The 17,916-nt window shown below is 72.1% G+C and carries 20 protein-coding genes; 8 read left to right on the top strand and 12 right to left on the bottom strand.

Translation table 11 applies throughout. The features are described from left to right. Nucleotides 1–27: 27 nt before the first annotated feature. The 4 genes from ACIBJF_RS22935 to ACIBJF_RS22920 form a co-directional block, all read right to left on the bottom strand. Nucleotides 28–1,749, bottom strand: a complete 1,722-nt coding sequence (locus ACIBJF_RS22935) for an aKG-HExxH-type peptide beta-hydroxylase (protein ID WP_399176184.1) — start codon at nucleotides 1,747–1,749, stop codon at nucleotides 28–30. Continuing rightward, nucleotides 1,746–2,903 (bottom strand): FxsB family cyclophane-forming radical SAM/SPASM peptide maturase, encoded by a 1,158-nt coding sequence (locus ACIBJF_RS22930; RefSeq protein WP_399176183.1) that lies wholly within the window; start codon nucleotides 2,901–2,903, stop codon nucleotides 1,746–1,748. Before ACIBJF_RS22930 ends, ACIBJF_RS22935 begins: the two co-directional genes overlap by 4 nt. Nucleotides 2,904–2,910: 7 nt before the next feature. After that, the gene (locus tag ACIBJF_RS22925; protein ID WP_351800329.1) at nucleotides 2,911–3,081 is read right to left on the bottom strand and encodes a hypothetical protein; all 171 of its coding nucleotides are present in this window, start codon (nucleotides 3,079–3,081) and stop codon (nucleotides 2,911–2,913) included. A 160-nt stretch (nucleotides 3,082–3,241) separates the two neighbouring features. Further along, nucleotides 3,242–3,562, bottom strand: a complete 321-nt coding sequence (locus ACIBJF_RS22920; RefSeq protein ID WP_399176181.1) for a CU044_2847 family protein — start codon at nucleotides 3,560–3,562, stop codon at nucleotides 3,242–3,244. Between the two features lie 92 nt (nucleotides 3,563–3,654). On the opposite strand from ACIBJF_RS22920, the gene ACIBJF_RS22915 reads away from it, so the two are divergent. Further along, the gene (locus ACIBJF_RS22915; RefSeq protein WP_399176179.1) at nucleotides 3,655–4,548 is read left to right on the top strand and encodes a deoxyribonuclease IV; all 894 of its coding nucleotides are present in this window, start codon (nucleotides 3,655–3,657) and stop codon (nucleotides 4,546–4,548) included. A 76-nt stretch (nucleotides 4,549–4,624) separates the two neighbouring features. Continuing rightward, nucleotides 4,625–5,134, top strand: a complete 510-nt coding sequence (locus ACIBJF_RS22910) for a DUF4396 domain-containing protein (RefSeq protein ID WP_399176177.1) — start codon at nucleotides 4,625–4,627, stop codon at nucleotides 5,132–5,134. Between the two features lie 4 nt (nucleotides 5,135–5,138). Here ACIBJF_RS22910 and ACIBJF_RS22905 read toward each other — a convergent pair whose 3' ends face one another. Continuing rightward, nucleotides 5,139–5,771 carry a sulfite oxidase-like oxidoreductase gene (locus ACIBJF_RS22905; protein WP_399176176.1) on the bottom strand — a complete coding sequence of 211 codons (633 nt, stop codon included), beginning with the start codon at nucleotides 5,769–5,771 and terminating at the stop codon, nucleotides 5,139–5,141. Nucleotides 5,772–5,956: 185 nt separating this feature from the next. On the opposite strand from ACIBJF_RS22905, the gene bfr reads away from it, so the two are divergent. Further along, nucleotides 5,957–6,436 carry a bacterioferritin gene (bfr, locus tag ACIBJF_RS22900; RefSeq protein ID WP_351800317.1) on the top strand — a complete coding sequence of 160 codons (480 nt, stop codon included), beginning with the start codon at nucleotides 5,957–5,959 and terminating at the stop codon, nucleotides 6,434–6,436. On the opposite strand, the gene ACIBJF_RS22895 is transcribed toward bfr, so the two are convergent. Both ACIBJF_RS22895 and ACIBJF_RS22890 read right to left on the bottom strand, forming a co-directional pair. Next, on the bottom strand, nucleotides 6,433–6,687 hold the full coding sequence (locus ACIBJF_RS22895) for a bacterioferritin-associated ferredoxin (RefSeq protein WP_399176173.1): 255 nt from the start codon (nucleotides 6,685–6,687) through the stop codon (nucleotides 6,433–6,435). The genes bfr and ACIBJF_RS22895 overlap by 4 nt on opposite strands. A 168-nt stretch (nucleotides 6,688–6,855) precedes the next feature. Beyond that, nucleotides 6,856–8,208, bottom strand: a complete 1,353-nt coding sequence (locus tag ACIBJF_RS22890; RefSeq protein WP_399176172.1) for a class II 3-deoxy-7-phosphoheptulonate synthase — start codon at nucleotides 8,206–8,208, stop codon at nucleotides 6,856–6,858. Between the two features lie 27 nt (nucleotides 8,209–8,235). Between ACIBJF_RS22890 and ACIBJF_RS22885 the strand changes: the two genes are divergently transcribed. Both ACIBJF_RS22885 and ACIBJF_RS22880 read left to right on the top strand, forming a co-directional pair. Then, nucleotides 8,236–8,379 (top strand): trp operon leader peptide, encoded by a 144-nt coding sequence (locus ACIBJF_RS22885; protein WP_399176171.1) that lies wholly within the window; start codon nucleotides 8,236–8,238, stop codon nucleotides 8,377–8,379. A 90-nt stretch (nucleotides 8,380–8,469) separates the two neighbouring features. Then, complete coding sequence (locus ACIBJF_RS22880) at nucleotides 8,470–10,332, top strand: anthranilate synthase family protein (protein ID WP_399176169.1); 1,863 nt, start codon at nucleotides 8,470–8,472, stop codon at nucleotides 10,330–10,332. Nucleotides 10,333–10,379: 47 nt separating this feature from the next. Here ACIBJF_RS22880 and ACIBJF_RS22875 read toward each other — a convergent pair whose 3' ends face one another. The 4 genes from ACIBJF_RS22875 to ACIBJF_RS22860 form a co-directional block, all read right to left on the bottom strand. Next, entirely contained in the window at nucleotides 10,380–11,408 is a 1,029-nt protein-coding gene (locus tag ACIBJF_RS22875; protein WP_399176167.1) for a 6-phosphofructokinase, read from the bottom strand. A gap of 111 nt (nucleotides 11,409–11,519) precedes the next feature. Next, nucleotides 11,520–12,197, bottom strand: coding sequence for a response regulator transcription factor (locus tag ACIBJF_RS22870; RefSeq protein WP_351800302.1), 678 nt, complete (start codon nucleotides 12,195–12,197; stop codon nucleotides 11,520–11,522). Beyond that, nucleotides 12,194–13,402: a MacS family sensor histidine kinase gene (gene macS / locus ACIBJF_RS22865; RefSeq protein WP_399176165.1), complete on the bottom strand. Its 1,209-nt coding sequence runs from the start codon at nucleotides 13,400–13,402 to the stop codon at nucleotides 12,194–12,196. The genes ACIBJF_RS22870 and macS overlap by 4 nt, the downstream gene beginning before the upstream one ends. 34 nt (nucleotides 13,403–13,436) lie before the next feature. Continuing rightward, nucleotides 13,437–14,147 (bottom strand): lysophospholipid acyltransferase family protein, encoded by a 711-nt coding sequence (locus ACIBJF_RS22860; RefSeq protein WP_399176220.1) that lies wholly within the window; start codon nucleotides 14,145–14,147, stop codon nucleotides 13,437–13,439. A 187-nt stretch (nucleotides 14,148–14,334) separates the two neighbouring features. Between ACIBJF_RS22860 and ACIBJF_RS22855 the strand changes: the two genes are divergently transcribed. The 3 genes from ACIBJF_RS22855 to ACIBJF_RS22845 are packed head-to-tail and all read left to right on the top strand — an operon-like array spanning nucleotide 14,335 to nucleotide 16,430. Continuing rightward, complete coding sequence (locus ACIBJF_RS22855) at nucleotides 14,335–15,114, top strand: alpha/beta hydrolase (protein WP_399176163.1); 780 nt, start codon at nucleotides 14,335–14,337, stop codon at nucleotides 15,112–15,114. Then, nucleotides 15,107–15,673, top strand: coding sequence for a hypothetical protein (locus ACIBJF_RS22850; protein WP_399176161.1), 567 nt, complete (start codon nucleotides 15,107–15,109; stop codon nucleotides 15,671–15,673). Before ACIBJF_RS22855 ends, ACIBJF_RS22850 begins: the two co-directional genes overlap by 8 nt. A gap of 40 nt (nucleotides 15,674–15,713) precedes the next feature. Further along, nucleotides 15,714–16,430 carry a TetR/AcrR family transcriptional regulator gene (locus ACIBJF_RS22845; RefSeq protein ID WP_399176159.1) on the top strand — a complete coding sequence of 239 codons (717 nt, stop codon included), beginning with the start codon at nucleotides 15,714–15,716 and terminating at the stop codon, nucleotides 16,428–16,430. Between the two features lie 29 nt (nucleotides 16,431–16,459). On the opposite strand, the gene ACIBJF_RS22840 is transcribed toward ACIBJF_RS22845, so the two are convergent. Then, on the bottom strand, nucleotides 16,460–17,830 hold the full coding sequence (locus ACIBJF_RS22840; protein WP_399176157.1) for a serine hydrolase domain-containing protein: 1,371 nt from the start codon (nucleotides 17,828–17,830) through the stop codon (nucleotides 16,460–16,462). Between the last annotated feature and the right edge of the window lie 86 nt (nucleotides 17,831–17,916).

Genomic DNA, 17,916 nt, shown 5'->3' with positions numbered 1-17,916 from the left:
TCGATACACCGGTCTCCCGCCCCGGGCTCAGGCGCCGGTGTCCTGGCCCGGATCGGTGTCCGTCTCCCGGGCCTCGGGTGCACCGGTCAGCCAGGTTGCGAGGGACAGGGGGTCCGGGGGGCGGGTCTGTTCGGGTGTCCTGCCGTCGGTGGTGAGTTCGCGGTACAGGTCACGGACGACCTCGGTGCGGCGGCGCAGCACGCCGGCGCCCGGCAGACGCTCCTCCGCGGCGGAGGCGGCCAGGCCGGCCCAGCGTTCGGCCCGGTCGGGCTCGGCGGCGACGGCCGCAGCGGCCTCACTGGCGGGCGGTGCCCGGTGGGCGCCGCGCTGCTTGGCCGCCCATCGGCCGAACTCGGGGCCGGGCCCGGACACAGGCCCCGAGGCGGGCCGTACGGCGCCGGCGGGCAGCGCTCCGGCCGGCAGCCGGGCCCGCCACAGCTCGGCCAGCTGCTTGATCCCCGTGCCGTCGGCCTCGGCCCAGCGCAGCCGCCAGACGGCCTCGGCACCGGCCTCCACGCGCGCGGCGACGCGTGCCGGGCCGGGATCCGCGTGGACGGCGCGCACGGTCTGCGCGGCCCGGTCGAGGAACCGGGCGCCGAGCCGGGTGAGCCGGAGCCGGCTCGCCGCCTCGGTCACGCCCCGCTCGGCCTGGGCCCGGGTCAGCGCCAGCCGCCAGGCCGCGTCCGCCCGTTCGGGCTCGGGCCGGCCCGCGCAGCGCTGCTGCCAGAACGCCAGGTCCCCCAGGTGGGCGTAGATCCCCTGGAGCAGTCCCGCGGGCGGGCGTGGGTCCGGCCGCCAGGGTGCGTACAGCCGGGGCCGGCCGTCCGGCTCGTGCAGGGTCACCAGGTCGGCCAGCGCGCTGAGTTTGCTGTGCTGGAACTCGTGGAGCAGGGTCAGGGCCAGCCGGTCGGGGTCGGCGGGCCAGGAGGCCAGGACGGTGCCGAAGGCGTGCCGTGAGGTCGCGGAGGTGACCCCGCGCGCGGGTGCGGGCAGGGGGACGATGCCGCCCAGCCCGGCGGCGAGTTCCTCGGCGCGCCCCGGGTGGCTGTCGACCAGCAGCCGCCAGGCCGACCGCAGCAGCTCCTGCCAGGCCGCGGGGCGGGCGCTGGCCGTGTCGAGACAGGGCAGGCGGGGATCCGCGGTCTCCAGCGGAACCCTGAGCACCAGTCCCCGGTGCCGGGCCTCCAGGAAGGCCACGGGCTGCCAGTCGTGTCCCGCCCGGCCCGGGTCGCGCGGCAGCGGCCGTACCTCTCCCGGAAGCCGGATGTCCACCTGGCAGCCCGCCTCCGGCCGGGGGGTGACCACGACCAGCGCCTCGCCGGCCGGGCCGAGCCGGGTGGCCGTGCCCAGACCGGGCAGCCGCAGGACGCCGTCGTGCACCGGCACGGTGATCTCGGTGCCGAGCCCGGCCCGTACGGCGGCGACCGCCGCGAGGGCGCCCAGGTCACGGGCTGTGCAGCCGCCGTGCCGGTGGGCCGGGCAGTCGCTCGTGGCCCGCGCGGCCCAGGTGCCGAACGAGGAGGCGTCGATCACGCTCCGGGCCACGGCGGGGGCGGCCCGTTCCACCCGGGCGAGGAGGTCGGCGGCCGGCTCGGCGGCGGCCGCGCACGGGCCGTCCAGGATCCGCCGCAGCAGCAGGAGGTTCCGGCTGCGCCGGGCCTGCCGCAGCAGCCGTACCGCCTCGGGGCCGCCCCCGCCCGCGGCGAGCGCGTCGAAGACGGGGTCCGAGATGACATGTGTCCCGATCACTGCGGCCGCCCCGCGGAGCCGGCCACCCAGCGCCGGATGTGCCGGATGAGCAGCAGGAGGTCCGCGCAGTAGACGGTCGGCCGGCGGTATCCGCCGTCCGGGCCGTAGCGATGGCCGTATTCACCGCCGCCGCACACGGACAGCTCGGCGCAGTTCAGGCACTGCTCGGCGAGCAGCCGCCGGCCGGACTGCCGGGCGGCGAACCCGGGGTGCAGCAGGACGTCGTCGAAGGAGTGGCGGAAGACGTCCAGGCCGGTGGCGGACGCGCCGTCGTGCCCGGTGCGCAGGGCGTCGTTCTGGTGGATGCCGCCGTCGGCCTCGACGAAGGCGGAGACCGAGCGGGTCAGGCCGACCCAGTCCAGCCGGCTGCGGCCGCCCAGCACGGCGTGCAGCAGCTCGTCCAGCAGGCGCACCGAGGTCTCCTTGCGCGGCGCACCGGCCCAGCGGTCGAAGACGGCCGCGAGCCAGGTGCCGTAGGCCCCGGACGGTCCGGGCGGGCGGGCGCCCCAGTGGGCGTGCGGCAGCAGGAAGTCGATCAGCGGGGGACGGGTGGGCAGCAGCGACTCGTAGACGGCCACGGGATCCCGGGTGGGGTCGATGGTGCACAGCAGCCCGGCGTACAGCTGCGGGAACTGGTCGGACAGGCGGTGCAGTCCGGCCATGACCCGGTCGTAGGAGCCGCTGCCGGACGACGTGCGGCGATGGGCGTCGTGGGTCTGCCGGTCCCCGTCCACGCTGACCCCGACCCGTACGCCGTGTTCGGCCAGGGTGTGCAGCATGCGGGGACTGAGCAGGGTGCCGTTGGTCTGGACGGTGAACTCGGCCTCGGTGCCCGCGTCTTCGACAATCTCGCGCAGGGCGCCCACAATTCGGCCGATACCCATCGGTCCGGCCAGCAGGGGCTCACCCCCGTGCAGCACGATCCGGACATGCGGGAGCGCGTGCCGCGCCGCGTGCTCGGCGATGCGCCGGGCCGTCTGCCGCACCGTCTCCGCGCTCATGACCCGGGGCTGACGGCGCCAGGTCTGATCGGCGTGCTCGTAGATGATGCAGTAGTCGCAGGCCAGATTGCACCGGCTGCGTATCTTGAGGACGAACTGGCGCAGCGGGACGGGCCGCCAGCCCTGTTCGAGAAGCGCCTCGACATCGGCCATCGGTCCGTCAGGGGCTCGACTGCCAGCTGTTGTACGCGTCCTCGCCGGATTCCGCCGCCTCCGCCTCGAGCCGTTCCAGCGCCACCGCGAGCACCGATCCCGGCAGCGCGCGCAGTTCGTCGATGGTGAACGCGGCGATGTCCGGCAGCTCGCACCGGACCCCCGTCGTCTCTTCCATGCCTGTGCCCCTTCCGTCTCCCGGGACATCCGGCATACGGCTCGCACCACGGCGTCCGCGCCGCCTGGGCATCGTAGGCGTATCCTCCCGGCTGCGGGAGAAGGCCGCACGTACGCTGCGACGGATCCGGACACGTCGGCCGCGGCCGCGCCGGGCCCCGCTACTTCTCCCACACGGCCCGGACGACCAGGTGGGCCTCACCGCTCGCCTTGGCCAGGACCGCTCCGGTCTCCCCGCTGAGCTTCACCCCGAACTCCAGTTCCAGGCGCTGCGGGGCGACCGCGAGCGACGTGATCCGGGCGTGTGCCTCCGCGGCCATCCGCCGGATACCGTCGAGCGCCTCCCCGAGGCCCTCCTGGGCACGCCTGACGACCGTGCCCCCGTTGACCGAGATCTCCTCCAGGCCGTAGACGTCCTCGTCGACCGGTTCGACGAGGACCCTGCCGCCGTCCGGCAGCGAGAAGCTGACGACGTCCCCCATGTACACCCTCCCCTGGCGTCCGCACAGGTGCGCTGGTGCAGTCGTACCCTGATCGGGGGCGTCCCCACACGTCCTGGCATGCTGGGTGAGCCATGACCTCACCATCTTCCCCCTCGCTTCCCGCCTCCCCTCCGCGCAACCCCGTCGGCGGCCATGTCCCCGTGGCCGGTGGACTGCACTCCGTGGGGCTGTCGTACGCCCGCGAGTTGAGGGCGGAGACCGTGCAGGTCTTCGTGGCCAACCCGCGTGGCTGGGCCACGCCGGGCGGGAATCCCCGGCAGGACGAGGCGTTCCGGGCGGCCTGCGCCGAGGAGTCCATCCCGGCCTACGTCCACGCTCCCTATCTGATCAACTTCGGCTCGCACACCGAGGCGACCGTGGAGCGGTCGGTGGAGTCGCTGCGGCACTCCCTGCGGCGCGGGCGGGAGATCGGTGCGCTGGGTGTGGTGGTGCACACCGGGAGCGCGACCGGCGGGCGGGCCCGTGAGGTGGCGCTGAAGCAGGTGCGCGCGCACCTGCTGCCGCTGCTTGACGAGCTGACGCACGACGACGACCCGTTCCTGCTACTGGAGTCGACGGCCGGGCAGGGCGCCTCCCTGTGTTCCCGCACCTGGGACTTCGGCCCGTACTTCGAGGCGCTGGACGCGCACCCGAAGCTCGGCGTCTGCCTGGACACCTGCCACGTCTTCGCCGCCGGCCACGACCTGACGGGCCCGAGCGGCATGCACCAGACCCTGGACCTGCTGGTGGACACCGTCGGCGAGGGCCGCCTGAAGCTGATCCACGCCAACGACTCCAAGGACGTCGTCGGCGCGCACAAGGACCGCCACGAGAACATCGGCGCCGGGCACATCGGCGAGGACCCGTTCCGGGCCCTGATGACCCACCCCGCGACCGAGGGCGTACCCCTGATCATCGAGACGCCCGGTGGCAGGGCGGGGCACGCGGCGGACGTGGAGCGGCTGAAGAAACTGCGGGATTCATAACCCGTTCAGGAATACCCCCGTGGGGTATGACGGTTCCTGTCCGGTACAGGAACCGTCACGCGACATGGGGGCCGTCATGCAGCACGAGGCACACGCCGAACACACCGGGCACGTCCACCACGAAGTGCACGCGCACCACGCGGCGCCCGCCGCCGGCTGGGCCGTCGCGGCCCAGGCCACCCTGCACTGCCTCACCGGCTGCGCCATCGGCGAGGTGCTCGGCATGGTCGTCGGCACGGCGCTCGGGTGGGGCAATCTGCCGACGACCCTGCTGGCGATCGTCCTGGCCTTCTTCTTCGGCTACTCGCTCACCCTGCGCGGGGTCCTGCGGGCCGGCGTCGACTTCCGCACGGCCTTCCGGGTGGCCCTGGCGGCCGACACCCTGTCCATCGCGGTGATGGAGCTGATCGACAACGGGGTGATCCTGGTCTGGCCGTCCGCGATGGACGCGACGCTCGGCGACGCGCTGTTCTGGATCTCGCTGGCGGTCTCGCTCGTGATCGCCTTCGTGGTGACCACGCCGGCCAACAAGTGGACGATCGGGCGGGGCAAGGGGCACGCGGTGGTGCACCGGTACCACCACTGACGGGCTACAGCTCAGGCCCCTCCCCCGGCTCCTCCTGGTACGAGTACCGCTGTTCCTTCCACGGGTCGCCGATGTTGTGGTAGCCGCGTTCCTCCCAGAAGCCGCGGCGGTCGGCGGTCATGTACTCGACGCCGCGGACCCACTTCGGACCCTTCCAGGCGTACAGGTGGGGCACGATCAGGCGGACCGGGAAGCCGTGCTCGGCGGTGAGGAGTTCGCCGTCCTTGTGGGTGGCGAAGAGGGTGCGGTCGGAGGCGAAGTCGGTCAGGCGCAGGTTCGAGCTGAAGCCGTACTCCGCCCAGACCATCACATGGGTGACGTCCGGCGCCGGCGGGGCCAGTTCGAGGATGGTGCGGGCGGGGATGCCGCCCCACTCCGCCCCGATCATGCTGAACTTCGTCACGCAGTGCAGATCGGCCACCACGGTGGTGTACGGCAGGGCCGTGAACTCCTCGTGGTTCCAGATGTGCTTGTCACCGTCGGCGGTGGCGCCGAAGACCCGGAACTCCCAGCGCTCGGGGCGGAACTTCGGGACGGGGCCATAGTGCGTGACCGGCCAGCCACGCTGGAGCCGCTGCCCCGGCGGAAGCGCGAACCCAGCCGTTGCTCCAGACTCTCGCTCCACCGGATGACCCATGTATCCATCCTGACAGACCTCGGGCAGTGCCCTTGACCACGAGACGACCAGGAACCCGCGAACCGGACAACTCACATCAAGCAAGCACTTACTTACTAAGTACCCACTTACTGGACGATCTTCGTCACCGGTGCAATCATGCGGCGGCACACCCCCGTGTTTCCCGTGTGGAAGGAGCCGCTGCGATGCAGGGCGACCCCGAGGTCATCGAATTCCTCAACGAGCAGCTCACCGGCGAGCTGACCGCGATCAACCAGTACTTCCTGCACGCGAAGATGCAGGAGAACCTCGGTTGGTACAAACTCGCCAAGTACACACGGCACGAGTCGTTCGACGAGATGAAGCACGCCGAGGTGCTCACCGACCGGATCCTGTTCCTGGAGGGGCTGCCGAACTACCAGCGGCTGTTCCACGTACGCGTCGGGCAGACCGTGAAGGAGATGTTCGAGGCCGACCGGCAGATCGAGGTCGAGGCGATCGACCGGCTCAAGCGCGGCATCAAGGTGATGCGCGAGAAGGGCGACATCACGTCCGCCAACATCTTCGAGGACATCCTCGCCGACGAGGAGCACCACATCGACTACCTCGACACCCAGCTGGACCTGGTGGAGAAGCTGGGCGAGGCGCTCTACATCTCGCAGATCATCGAGCAGCCGGAGAGCTAGGCGGCTTCGGGGAGCCCGGCTTCCCGGATCTCGGCTTCCGCCAGCTCGGACAGGACCGGCCTGCCCTGGTCGGCCAGCTCACGCCGCGGGCAGGCGCCTCGGCCGAGGAGGGCCTGGATCCGGCGGACGCACGAGCCGCAGTCCGTGCCCGCCTTGCAGGCGGAGGCTATCTGGCGGGGGGTGCAGGCACCGTCCTCCGCGTGCTGCTTGACCTGGGCCTCGGTGATGCCGAAGCAGCTGCAGACGTACACGCGGATTCACCTCCCGACGGGATCGCTCTATGACTGCCATCCCGTTCCCGGTGAGGCAAACCTAACCTTACCCATCCCCCGCTGGCCAGAAAAGTGGGTGGGGCGCGGAACCTGTGTGATCCGCGCCCCAGACCTGTCCGGAAGGACCCGGGAGTCCCCCGGCGGTGCCTACTGGTCCCGGTACATCTCCGCGACGAGGAACGCCAGGTCCAGCGATTGGCTGCGGTTCAGCCGCGGGTCGCAGGCCGTCTCGTAGCGCTGGTGCAGGTCGTCGACGAAGATCTCGTCGCCGCCGCCCACGCACTCGGTGACGTCGTCGCCGGTCAGCTCCACGTGGATGCCGCCCGGGTGGGTGCCGAGCGCCTTGTGGACCTCGAAGAAGCCCTTGACCTCGTCGAGCACGTCGTCGAAGCGGCGGGTCTTGTGCCCGGAGGCCGCCTCGAAGGTGTTGCCGTGCATCGGGTCGGTCACCCAGGCCACCGTCGCACCGGACGCCGTGACCTTCTCCACCAGCTCGGGGAGCTTGTCGCGGATCTTGTCGGCGCCCATCCGGACGATGAAGGTCAGCCGGCCCGGCTCCCGCTCGGGGTCGAGGCGGTCGATGTACTGCAGCGCCTCCTCGGCCGTCGTCGTCGGGCCGAGCTTGACGCCGATCGGGTTGCGGATCTGCGAGGCGAACTCGATGTGCGCGTGGTCCAGCTGCCGGGTGCGCTCACCGATCCACACCATGTGCGCGGAGACGTCGTACAGCTTGCCGGTGCGCGAGTCGACCCGGGTCAGGGCGGACTCGTAGTCCAGCAGCAGCGCCTCGTGCGAGGAGTACAGCTCGACGGTCTTGAACTCCTCCGGGTCCGTGCCGCAGGCCCGCATGAAGTTCAGCGCGTTGTCGATCTCGCGGGCGAGCTGCTCGTAGCGCTGGCCCGACGGCGAGGTCTTCACGAAGTCCTGGTTCCAGGCGTGCACCTGGCGCAGGTCCGCGTAACCGCCGGTGGTGAAGGCGCGCACGAGGTTCAGCGTGGACGCCGACGCGTTGTACATGCGCTTCAGCCGCTCGGGGTCCGGGATGCGGGACGCCTCGGTGAACTCGAAGCCGTTGACGGAGTCACCCCGGTACACCGGGAGCGTCACGCCGTCGCGGGTCTCGGTCGGCTTGGAGCGGGGCTTGGAGTACTGCCCGGCGATACGGCCGACCTTCACCACGGGCACGGCGGCCGCGTAGGTGAGGACGGCACCCATCTGGAGCAGCGTCTTCAGCTTGTTGCGGATGTGGTCGGCGGACACCGCGTCGAAGGCCTCGGCGCAGTCGCCGCCCTGGAGGAGGAACGCCTCTCCCTTGGCGACGGCCGCCATCCGGGCGCGCAGCTGGTCGCACTCGCCCGCGAAGACGAGCGGCGGATACGACTCGAGGTCCGCGATCACTGCGCGCAGAGCCTCGGGGTCGGGGTACTCGGGCTGCTGCGCCGCGGGCAGGTCTCGCCAGGTGTTGCCAGCGCTCGGGCTGGTCTTAGCGTTCACGGTCACCTCGTAAACATTACGGGGTCGTCTGCCATGCCCCATCTTCTGGCTCGAAGGGTGAGACGCGCCGGTTGTCCTGTGGACGGTCGGCCGGCGCACGGGTGCGGTAGGGTTCGTGCCATGTTCGCGCTTTCGATCCAGAACTGGTGGTGGACCGCTCATCCGGCGGCCCACTGACTGCGCGTACGCAAGACTTCGCGAAGGCCGCCCGAGGGGCGGCCTTCGGTGTGTCCGGGGTCGTTCCTCCTCACCGACGGAAGAGGACCCATGGACCTGGCACAGCTCCTGCACGACGACCGCCCCTTCGCCCTGCTCCGCCGCCGCATCACGGGCCGCGACGAGCACCCGGTGGAGGTGCTGCTCGGCCCGGTGACCAGCCGCGACCGGCTCGCCGATCTCCCCGACGAGGGCCTCGCGCTGATCCCGTTCCGGCAGATCCGCGAGCGCGGCTTCGACGTCCGCGACGACGGCACCCCGCTGCTGGTGCTGACCCCCGAGGAGTCCTACGAGCTCCCGCTCCACGTGGCGCTGGCGCAGCTCCCGGCGCACGAGGTGCGCGTCGAGGGCGGCGGCTTCGACGTCGGCGACGAGGAGTACGGCGAGATCGTCGGGCGGGTGCTGGCCGAGGAGATCGGCCGGGGCGAGGGCGCGAACTTCGTGATCCGGCGCACGTACGAGGGCGGGATCCCGGGGTTCGGCCGCGCCGACGCGCTCGCGCTGTTCCGGCGGCTGCTGGAGGGTGAGCGGGGCGCGTACTGGACGTTCGTCGTGCACGCCGGAGACCGGACGCTGGTCGGGGCCAGCCCCGAGGTGCACGTACGGATGTCCGGCGGGACGGTCGTGATGAACCCGATCAGCGGGACCTACCGCTATCCCGCCGAGGGTCCGACCCCGGAACGTCTCCTCTCCTTCCTCGCCGACGGCAAGGAGATCGAGGAGCTGTCGATGGTGGTCGACGAGGAACTGAAGATGATGTGCACCGTCGGCGACATGGGCGGGGTGGTCGTCGGGCCGCGGCTGAAGGAGATGGCGCACCTCGCGCACACCGAGTACGAGCTGCGCGGCAAGTCCTCCCTGGATGTGCGGGAGGTGCTGCGGGAGACCATGTTCGCGGCGACGGTGACCGGGTCGCCGGTGCAGAACGCGTGCCGGGTGATCGAGCGGCACGAGGTCGGTGGACGCGGCTACTACGCGGGCGCGCTGGCGCTGCTCGGCCGCGACTCCGGGGGCGCGCAGACCCTGGACTCCCCCATCCTGATCCGCACCGCCGACATCTCCGCCCGGGGACGGCTGCGCGTCCCGGTCGGGGCGACTCTGGTGCGCGGCTCGGACCCGGTGAGCGAGGTCGCCGAGACGCACGCGAAGGCGGCGGGCGTGCTGGCGGCCCTCGGGGTACGGCCGTCCCGGCCGCGCGAGGAGCGGGAGCGGCCCCGGCTGGCCGACGACCCTCGGGTGCGGGCGGCCCTGGACGGGCGGCGGGCCGCGCTCGCGCCGTTCTGGCTGCGGATGCAGGAGCCGGTGCGGGAGCTGACCGGCCACGCCCTCGTGGTCGACGGCGAGGACACCTTCACCGCGATGCTCGCGCACGTGCTGCGCTCGGGCGGCCTGGAGGTGAGCGTACGGCGGTACGACGAGCCGGGGCTGCGAGCGGCCGTGCTCGCCCACGAGGGTCCGGTGGTGCTCGGCCCCGGCCCGGGCGACCCCGCGGACCTGGCCGATCCGAAGATGCGGTTCCTGCGGGAGCTGACCGCCGGGGTGATCGGCGAGCACCGGCACGGGGTGCTGGGCGTCTGCCTGGGCCATGAACTGATCGCGGCCGAGCTGGGGCTGGACATCGTCCGCAAGGAGGTGCCGTACCAGGGGGCGCAGACCACGATCGACCTGTTCGGCCGGCCCGAGACGGTCGGCTTCTACAACAGCTTCGTCGCCCGCTGCGACGAGGAGACGGCCCGGGAGCTGGCCGCGCACGGCATCGAGGTGAGCCGGGCGGCGAACGACGAGGTGCACGCGCTGCGCGGCCCCGGCTTCGCGGGCGTGCAGTTCCACCCGGAGTCGGTGCTCTCCCTGAACGGGGCCGCGGTGGTGCGGGAGCTCGTCGGTCGGCTGCGCGGCGCGAGCAGGGCGAGGTGAGCGGGCGGGCCCGGGGACCGCTCGGTCCCCGGGCCCGGACCGGACCGTCAGCCGAAGAACACCCCGACCTCTTCGTACAGCTTCGGGTTCACCGTCTTCAGCTTGGCGGTGGCCTCCGCGATCGGGACCCGGACGATGTCGGTGGCGCGCAGGGCGACCATCGTGCCGAAGTCGCCGTCGTGCACGCAGTCGATGGCGTGCAGGCCGAAGCGGGTGGCGAGCCAGCGGTCGAAGGCGCTGGGCGTGCCGCCGCGCTGGACATGGCCGAGGACCGTGGTGCGGGCCTCCTTGCCGGTGCGGGCCTCGATCTCCTTGGCCAGCCACTCGCCGACCCCGGAGAGCCGGACATGCCCGAAGGAGTCCAGCGAGCCGTCCTTGAGCACCATGTCGCCGTCCTTGGGCATGGCGCCCTCGGCGACGACCACGATCGGCGCGTACGACGCCCGGAAGCGGGAGGTCACCCAGGCGCAGACCTGGTCGACGTCGAAGCGCTGCTCGGGGATGAGGATGACGTTGGCGCCGCCGGCCAGGCCGGAGTGCAGGGCGATCCAGCCGGCGTGCCGGCCCATCACCTCCACGACCAGGACCCGCATATGCGACTCGGCGGTGGTGTGCAGCCGGTCGATGGCCTCGGTGGCGATGTTGACGGCGGTGTCGAAGCCGAAGGTGTAGTCGGTGGCGGACAGGTCGTTGTCGATCGTCTTGGGCACCCCGACGCAGGGCACCCCGTACTCGTCGGACAGCCGCGCGGCGACGCCGAGGGTGTCCTCTCCGCCGATCGCGATGAGGGCCCCGACCTCCAGCTTGGCCAGGTTTTCCTTGATCCGGCGGATGCCGTTCTCCGCCTTGAGCGGATTGGTGCGCGAGGAGCCGAGGATGGTGCCGCCGCGGGGCAGGATGCCTCGCACCGCGGGGATGTCGAGACGGACGGTGTCGCCTTCGAGGGGACCCCGCCAGCCGTCCCGGAAGCCGACGAAGTCATAGCCGTACTCCTGCACGCCCTTGCGGACGATGCCCCGGATGACGGCGTTGAGCCCGGGGCAGTCGCCGCCTCCGGTCAGTACTCCGACCCGCATGGAAAAGTCCCTTCACCGCGGTTCCCTGACACCGGGTCACGCTAATGGTGATTCACGTCACATCGGGAGAGGCGGGAAGGGTGATTCAGGCGTACGGCCGCGCGGCGGGCCCTACGCGTCGTCGAGTCCGCGCTCTATGGCGTACCGCACCAGCTCGACCCTGTTGTGCAACTGCAGCTTGCCGAGGGTGTTCTGGACGTGGTTCTGCACCGTGCGGTGGGAGATGACCAGGCGTTCGGCGATCTGCTTGTAGCTCAGGCCCTTGGCGACCAGCCGCAGCACCTCCGTCTCCCGGTCCGTCAGCCGGGGCGCGCCGGGCGCGTCGGTGTCCGGGGCGGGCGCGGGCTCGGAGGCCAGCCGGCGGTACTCGCCGAGGACCAGTCCGGCGAGGCCGGGCGTGAACACCGGGTCGCCGACGGCCGTACGGCGCACCGCGTCCAGCAGTTCCTCGGTGGACGCCGACTTCAGCAGATAGCCGGTCGCGCCGGACTTCACCGCCTCCAGCACGTCGGCGTGCTCACCGCTCGCCGAGAGGACGAGGACGCGCAACGCCGGGTTGTGGCCGACCAGTTCCTTGCACACCTGGACGCCGGGCTTGGCCGGCAGGTTGAGGTCCAGCACGAGGACGTCGGGGGCGGCGGCCTTGGCGCGGCGGACCGCCTGCTCGCCGTCGCCGGCGGTGGCGACCACATGGAAGCCGGACTCGGTCAGGTCCCGGGCGACCGCGTCGCGCCACATGGGGTGGTCGTCCACCACCATGACCTTGATCGGGTCCTGCTGCTCGCTCATCGACGTCCCGCCTTCACGTTCTTCGGTACCTTCAGTTCCACTTCCGTGCCCTGCCCGGGGACGGAGACGAGTTCGGCGCTGCCGCCCAGGTCGCGCAGCCGCCCCCGGATCGACTGGGCCACGCCGAGCCGGCCCTCCCCCTCGGCCTGGGCGAGCCGGCCCTCGGGGATGCCGGGGCCGTCGTCCCGGACGGTCACCACGACCTCGTCCGGCTCGTCCTCGACCAGGATCCAGGCCCGGGCCTGCTCGCCGGCGTGCCTGCGGACGTTGTCCAGGGCGGCGCCCACCGCGGCGGCCAGCTCCCGCGCGGCCGGCCGGGGCAGCTCGACCGGCGCACCGGGCTCGGCCAGGCTCACCCGGGCACCCGCGTACGGGGCCAGCAGGGCGCGCAGGTCCATCGGCCCGTCGTCGTCCGGTTCCTCGACGGCGCGTACGACGGCCCCGGCCGCCGCGTCCTCCGACACCCGCGAGACCGGCAGCAGACCGCCGGAGACCAGGGTGCGCAGCGCCACCTCCTGCTCCCCCGCGAGCCGGCCCAGCTCCGCCGCCTCGCCGCCGATGACCGCGCCGCGCCGCTGCACCATCGCCAGCACCTGGAGCACGCTGTCGTGGATGTCCCGGGCCAGCCGCTCCCGTTCCCGGGTCGCGGCCTCGATTTCCAGGGCGCGGGCGAGGGTGCGCTCGGAGGCGCGGGCGACCTCCACGACGTAGCCGATGGCGATCGAGGCCACCCAGACCAGGATCACGTTGTGCACGGTGTCCCGTGCGGGCCGGCCGCGCTCGACCAGGTTGACGGCGGCCACGGCCGTGGAGGCGGCGGCCGCCCAGCGCCAGCCGCCCTTGAGGGCGAAGGCCAGCACCGAGCCGGCGGTCCATATCGACGGCAGGGTGGGGCCGCCGCCCGCGATCCGCTCGTGGTTGTCGGCGAGCGGGGTGAGCAGGATGCCGGTGAGCGCGACGGTCAGGTCGGCGGCGAGGAAGCGCCTGGTGCAGCTCGCCGCGCTGCGCACCCTGGGCAGGGTGGCGAGGGTCCACACGAACAGGACGGCGTAGTAGGCGACGGCGATCCAGGGGCGTACGAAGTGGGAGTACGCGGTGGCGCACAGGCCGATGGCGTACAGCATGGTCAGAACCCGGTAGCCGGCGAGCGCGCGCCACAGCGGCAGCTCGACCGACATCCTCATCACGCGCTCGCGCCTGGGCATGTCCCCCCGTCCCCCGGCCCCTCCGTAAGGCTGCCTAAGCCTCCGCCTTCTTCTCCGCTTCCTTGGCCGCCTTGGCCGCCTCCGCGATCTGCCGCTTGGCGGCCGTCGCGTACATGTCGACGTACTCCTGGCCGGACAGCTTCATGATCTCGTACATGACCTCGTCGGTCAGGGCGCGCAGGACGAAGCGGTCGTGCTCCATGCCGTGGTAGCGGCTGAAGTCCAGCGGCTCGCCGATGCGGATGCCGGGCCGCATCAGCTTCGGCATCACCTTGCCGGGCGGCTGGATCTTCTCGGTGTCGATCATCGCCACCGGGATGACCGGAGCGCCGGTGGCCAGCGCCACGCGCGCGAGGCCGCCGGGCTTGCCCCGGTAGAGCCGGCCGTCGGGCGAGCGGGTGCCCTCGGGGTAGATGCCGAACAGCTCGCCGCGCTCCAGCACCTCTATGCCGCTCTTGATCGCGGCCTCGCCGGCGCCGCGCGCCCCCGAGCGGTCCACCGGGAGCTGTCCGACGCCCTTGAAGAAGGCCGCGGTGAGCCGGCCCTTCACACCGGGCGTGGTGAAGTACTCCGCCTTCGCGATGAAGGTGACCTTGCGGTCCAGGACCGCGGGGAGGAAGAAGGAGTCCGAGAAGGACAGGTGGTTGCTCGCCAGGATGGCGGGGCCCTCGGCCGGAATGTTCTCCAGGCCCTCCACCCAGGGCCTGAAGGCAACCTTCAGCGGCCCCCCGATGGCGACCTTCATCGTGCCGTACAACACCCGCTTGCCTCCTGTTTCCGTCGAACAGACCTTAACCCTTCGGGAGCGTCAAAGGCCCCGACGACCCTGGTCGGTGTCAGTGCGGTCGCGTACGGTGAAGCACATCCGCACGTTTTCCTCACGCCGCCGCCGTCCTCCGGTGGGGCCCTCTTCAGGAACAGGAGCGTCGAAGGTGCCGGTCCTCCCCGGAGCCGAGCCGTACCGCCACCAGGGCGGAGAAGTGGGGGTCCTCCTCTGCCACGGCTTCACCGGCTCGCCCCAGTCGCTGCGCCCCTGGGCGGAGCACCACGCTGCGCACGGCCTGACCGTGTCGCTGCCCCTGCTGCCCGGCCACGGCACCCGCTGGGAGGACATGCAGCTCACGGGCTGGCAGGACTGGTACGCGGAGGTGGACCGCGAGCTGCGCATCCTCTCCGAGCGCTGCTCCCGGGTGTTCGTCGCGGGCCTGTCGATGGGCGGCGCGCTGGCGCTCAGGCTGGCCGCCCGGCACGGCGAGCGGGTCACGGGCGCGGTGGTCGTCAACCCGGCGAACAAGGTGCACGGCCTGTCGGCGTACGCCCTTCCGGTGGCCCGCCATCTCGTGCGGACGACGAAGGGCATCGCCAGCGACATCGCCAAGCAGGGCGCGGCCGAGCTGGGCTACGACCGGGTGCCGCTGCACGCGGCGCACTCGCTGCGGGTGTTCCTGCGCCGGCTGGACGTCGAGCTGCCCCAGGTCACGCAGCCGTTGCTGCTGCTGCGCAGCGCCCAGGACCATGTCGTGCCGGCGGCCGACTCGGCCCGGGTGCTGAGCCGGGTGTCGTCCAGGGACGTGACGGAGATCGTGCTGGAACAGAGCTACCACGTGGCGACGTTGGACCAGGATGCGGACCGGATCTTCGAGGAGAGCCTCGCCTTCATGGGCCGGCTCGCACCCAGTCTCGGCAAGGAAGGGGCGGCCACAGGTGGCTGAGCACGAGTCCGACCGCGAGGACCGCGAGCCGGACGAGCAGAAGGTGCCCTTCGACGAGGACGCCGCCTGGCGGGCCATCGTCGCGGGGTACGGCGAGGAGCCGCCGGACCCGCCGGGCGCGAGGCCCTTCCGGTCGGTGGAGGACCTGGCGCTGCCGGAGCCGGAGCCGGAGCCGGAGAAAGACGCCGAGAGCGACACCGACAAGGCGCCCGCCCGGCCGCTGGGCAGCTCGGTGTCCTTCGCGCCCGGTGTCGGGCCGCGCGACCACAGCCCGCCCGAGCCGTCCGAGGACGACTTCGACGAGGACGACGAGGGCCACTTCGTCCCGCCGGAGCCGCCGCCGCTGCCGACCGCCGACACCACGGCGAAGTTCGCGTGGCTGGGCGTCGTCGGCGGCCCGGTCCTGCTTCTGCTGGCGGTGCTGCTCGGCTGGGACATGACCTGGTGGCTGACGACCCTCGGCATCGGCGGCTTCCTCGGCGGCTTCGCCACGCTGGTGATGCGCATGCGCACGGACGACGAGGAGGACGACGACCCGGGCCGGGGCGCGGTGGTCTGAACTTTGTACAGGTCGCGCGGGGCTCACCTATCGTGAGCCCATGCCGCGCGACACCCTCACCCAGGAACAGATCGTCCGGACCGCCGTGGAGCTGCTGGACGACGAGGGCCTCGAAGGCCTGAACATGCGAAGCCTGGGCAAGCGGCTCGGGGCCGCGGCGACCGCCGTCTACTGGCATGTGAAGAACAAGGACGACCTCGTGCTGCTCGCCGCGGACCGGGTGTGGCAGGAGCTCGAACTGCCGGCGCTCGACGCGGACGACTGGCGGGAGACCGCCACGGTGACGGCCGACCGGCTGCACGCGATGCTCGTACGGCATCCGTGGCTGGTGCAGGCGATCGGCTCCCATCTCCTCTACGGCACCGGCAAGGCCCGTTACGACGACCATCTCCTCGGCGTCTTCGAGACCGCGGGGTTCACACCGCAGGAGGCGGACCGGGCGGCCGGGGCGCTGGTGACGTACGTCCTGGGCAACGCGCTCGGCACCTCGGCCGTCGCCTCCCTGACCCGGAAGCTGCGGCGGGCCGGGGAGGACGCGGAGGGGATGCTGTCGCAGACCCTGGCCAAGGCGGCCGAGGTGGCGAAGCCGTTTCCGCGGTTGCGGGAGCGGCTCGGGACGTCGGCGGCCGCGGAGTACGGGGAGGCGCCCGACGGCAGCTACGCGGCGGGGTTGCGGGCACTGCTCGACGGGCTGCGGCCGGGCGGAACGGACACCGCGCCCGGTACCGCCCGAACGGCCAGGGACGCTGCCCGCTGAGAGGCGCCCCCCAGCGGGGGCGCCTCGGGTCAGACCCGGGTGAAGAGGCGGCCGGCCAGGTCGACCCCCGTCACCGTGCCGTCGTCCGCGCGCGAGAAGAAGCCCTTCTGCCCCTTCAAGCCCCCCTCGGTGACGATGTACTCGTCCCCGTCCCCCGGCAGGAAGCCGATGTCCGCGGCCGGATAGTCCGGCGGCATCGCCACGTCGGACGCCGCGCGGATCTCCGGCTTGATGCCGACGGCCAGCGTGAGCCGGCCGGCCTCCCGCGCGATGTCGAGGTTCATCGCGTCGATCTCGTACCGCCCGGCGACCTCCCGCGCCCGCTCCTCGTCGTACGGCAGCGGCTCCGGTTCCCGCTCGACCACGTCGAGGAACAGCTCCAGCGCCCGCTTCAGCACCGCCTGGTTGAACTGGTAGCCCTCCGGGCCGGAGTTCGCCAGCGAGACCACGGCGAAGTCCCGCTCCGGCACCAGCAGCAGCTCGGCGAACTGCCCGTTGCCCGAGCCCCCGTGGCCGACCGTGCGCACACCCTCCACGCCCCGCAGGAACCAGCCGATGCCGAAGGCGTCGCCGAGCGTGCTGCCCCGCAGTTCCGCGGTCGGTTCCCGCATGCGGCGCAGCGTCTGCGCGGTCAGCAGCCCCTCTCCCTCGCCGAGCTGGAACCGCGCCCAGCGCAGCAGGTCGCTCGCCGAGGAGACGACCCCGCCGCCGGGGTTGTTGCCGCGCAGTCCGGCCCGCCGTGACTTCCAGGGGCGGGCGAGGGTGAGGCAGCCGTCCTCGGCGCGGTTGTGGCCGACGGCGAAGCGGCGGACCACGACGTCGTCCAGGTCGAAGACGGTGTCGCACAGGCCCAGCGGCTCCAGGACCAGTTCGGCCAGCGCCTGCTCGAACGGCAGACCGGTCACGTTCTCCACGACCCGGCCGAGCAGGTTGTATCCGGCCTGGCTGTAGGAGGCGCGGGCGCCGGGCGGAGCGATCAGCGGCAGCCGGTGCAGCTGTCCGACGAATGCGGCGAGCGAGCCGTCGCCCTCGTCGGCGTCGACCAGGTTCCAGTCCAGGCCCGCCGTGTGGTTGATCAGGTTGAGCACGGTGATCCGGGCGGCGGCCTCCTCGTCGGCGAGGCGCAGCTCGGGAACGTACCGGCGGACCGGCGCGTCGAGGTCGACCCTGCCCTGCTCGACGAGCCGCATCAGCGCGGTCGCCGTGAAGCTCTTGCTGACCGAGGCGATCGGGAAGAGCGTGTGCTCGTCGATCGGCAGGGGGTGATCGACGTTCGTCACACCCTGGCTGACATGGATCTCCTCGCCGCCGATCAGTACGGCGACGGCGGCCCCCGGCACCCCGAACTCCTTCGCCGCCGTCTGAACGAACGCGGCCAGCGCCTCACGCTTCCCGGACATCGGTTCCCCCTCTGGTCCACTTGAACTAAGTGCAAGGAAGACTGTAGGCGGGCACGGCAAGGCCCACAAGGGTTTTCTGCACTTAG

The sequence above is a fragment of the Streptomyces sp. NPDC050743 genome (assembly GCF_044456925.1).
Taxonomy (GTDB): domain Bacteria; phylum Actinomycetota; class Actinomycetes; order Streptomycetales; family Streptomycetaceae; genus Streptomyces.
The sequence above is the reverse complement of the archived record's forward strand: the minus strand, read 5'-3'. Positions and strand labels throughout refer to the sequence as shown.

Excerpts from the sequence above, each read along its gene's own strand:
- ACIBJF_RS22910 (WP_399176177.1), top strand. The coding sequence starts at position 4,625 with ATGCAGCACGAGGCACACGCCGAACACACCGGGCACGTCCACCACGAA.
- ACIBJF_RS22880 (WP_399176169.1), top strand. The coding sequence starts at position 8,470 with ATGGACCTGGCACAGCTCCTGCACGACGACCGCCCCTTCGCCCTGCTC.
- ACIBJF_RS22875 (WP_399176167.1), bottom strand. The coding sequence starts at position 11,408 with ATGCGGGTCGGAGTACTGACCGGAGGCGGCGACTGCCCCGGGCTCAAC.
- bfr (WP_351800317.1), top strand. The coding sequence starts at position 5,957 with ATGCAGGGCGACCCCGAGGTCATCGAATTCCTCAACGAGCAGCTCACC.
- ACIBJF_RS22845 (WP_399176159.1), top strand. The coding sequence starts at position 15,714 with ATGCCGCGCGACACCCTCACCCAGGAACAGATCGTCCGGACCGCCGTG.
- ACIBJF_RS22860 (WP_399176220.1), bottom strand. The coding sequence starts at position 14,147 with ATGAAGGTCGCCATCGGGGGGCCGCTGAAGGTTGCCTTCAGGCCCTGG.
- ACIBJF_RS22840 (WP_399176157.1), bottom strand. The coding sequence starts at position 17,830 with ATGTCCGGGAAGCGTGAGGCGCTGGCCGCGTTCGTTCAGACGGCGGCG.
- ACIBJF_RS22915 (WP_399176179.1), top strand. The coding sequence starts at position 3,655 with ATGACCTCACCATCTTCCCCCTCGCTTCCCGCCTCCCCTCCGCGCAAC.
- ACIBJF_RS22925 (WP_351800329.1), bottom strand. The coding sequence starts at position 3,081 with ATGGAAGAGACGACGGGGGTCCGGTGCGAGCTGCCGGACATCGCCGCG.
- ACIBJF_RS22870 (WP_351800302.1), bottom strand. The coding sequence starts at position 12,197 with ATGAGCGAGCAGCAGGACCCGATCAAGGTCATGGTGGTGGACGACCAC.
- ACIBJF_RS22920 (WP_399176181.1), bottom strand. The coding sequence starts at position 3,562 with ATGGGGGACGTCGTCAGCTTCTCGCTGCCGGACGGCGGCAGGGTCCTC.
- ACIBJF_RS22885 (WP_399176171.1), top strand. The coding sequence starts at position 8,236 with ATGCCCCATCTTCTGGCTCGAAGGGTGAGACGCGCCGGTTGTCCTGTG.
- macS (WP_399176165.1), bottom strand. The coding sequence starts at position 13,402 with ATGCCCAGGCGCGAGCGCGTGATGAGGATGTCGGTCGAGCTGCCGCTG.
- ACIBJF_RS22905 (WP_399176176.1), bottom strand. The coding sequence starts at position 5,771 with ATGGGTCATCCGGTGGAGCGAGAGTCTGGAGCAACGGCTGGGTTCGCG.
- ACIBJF_RS22930 (WP_399176183.1), bottom strand. The coding sequence starts at position 2,903 with ATGGCCGATGTCGAGGCGCTTCTCGAACAGGGCTGGCGGCCCGTCCCG.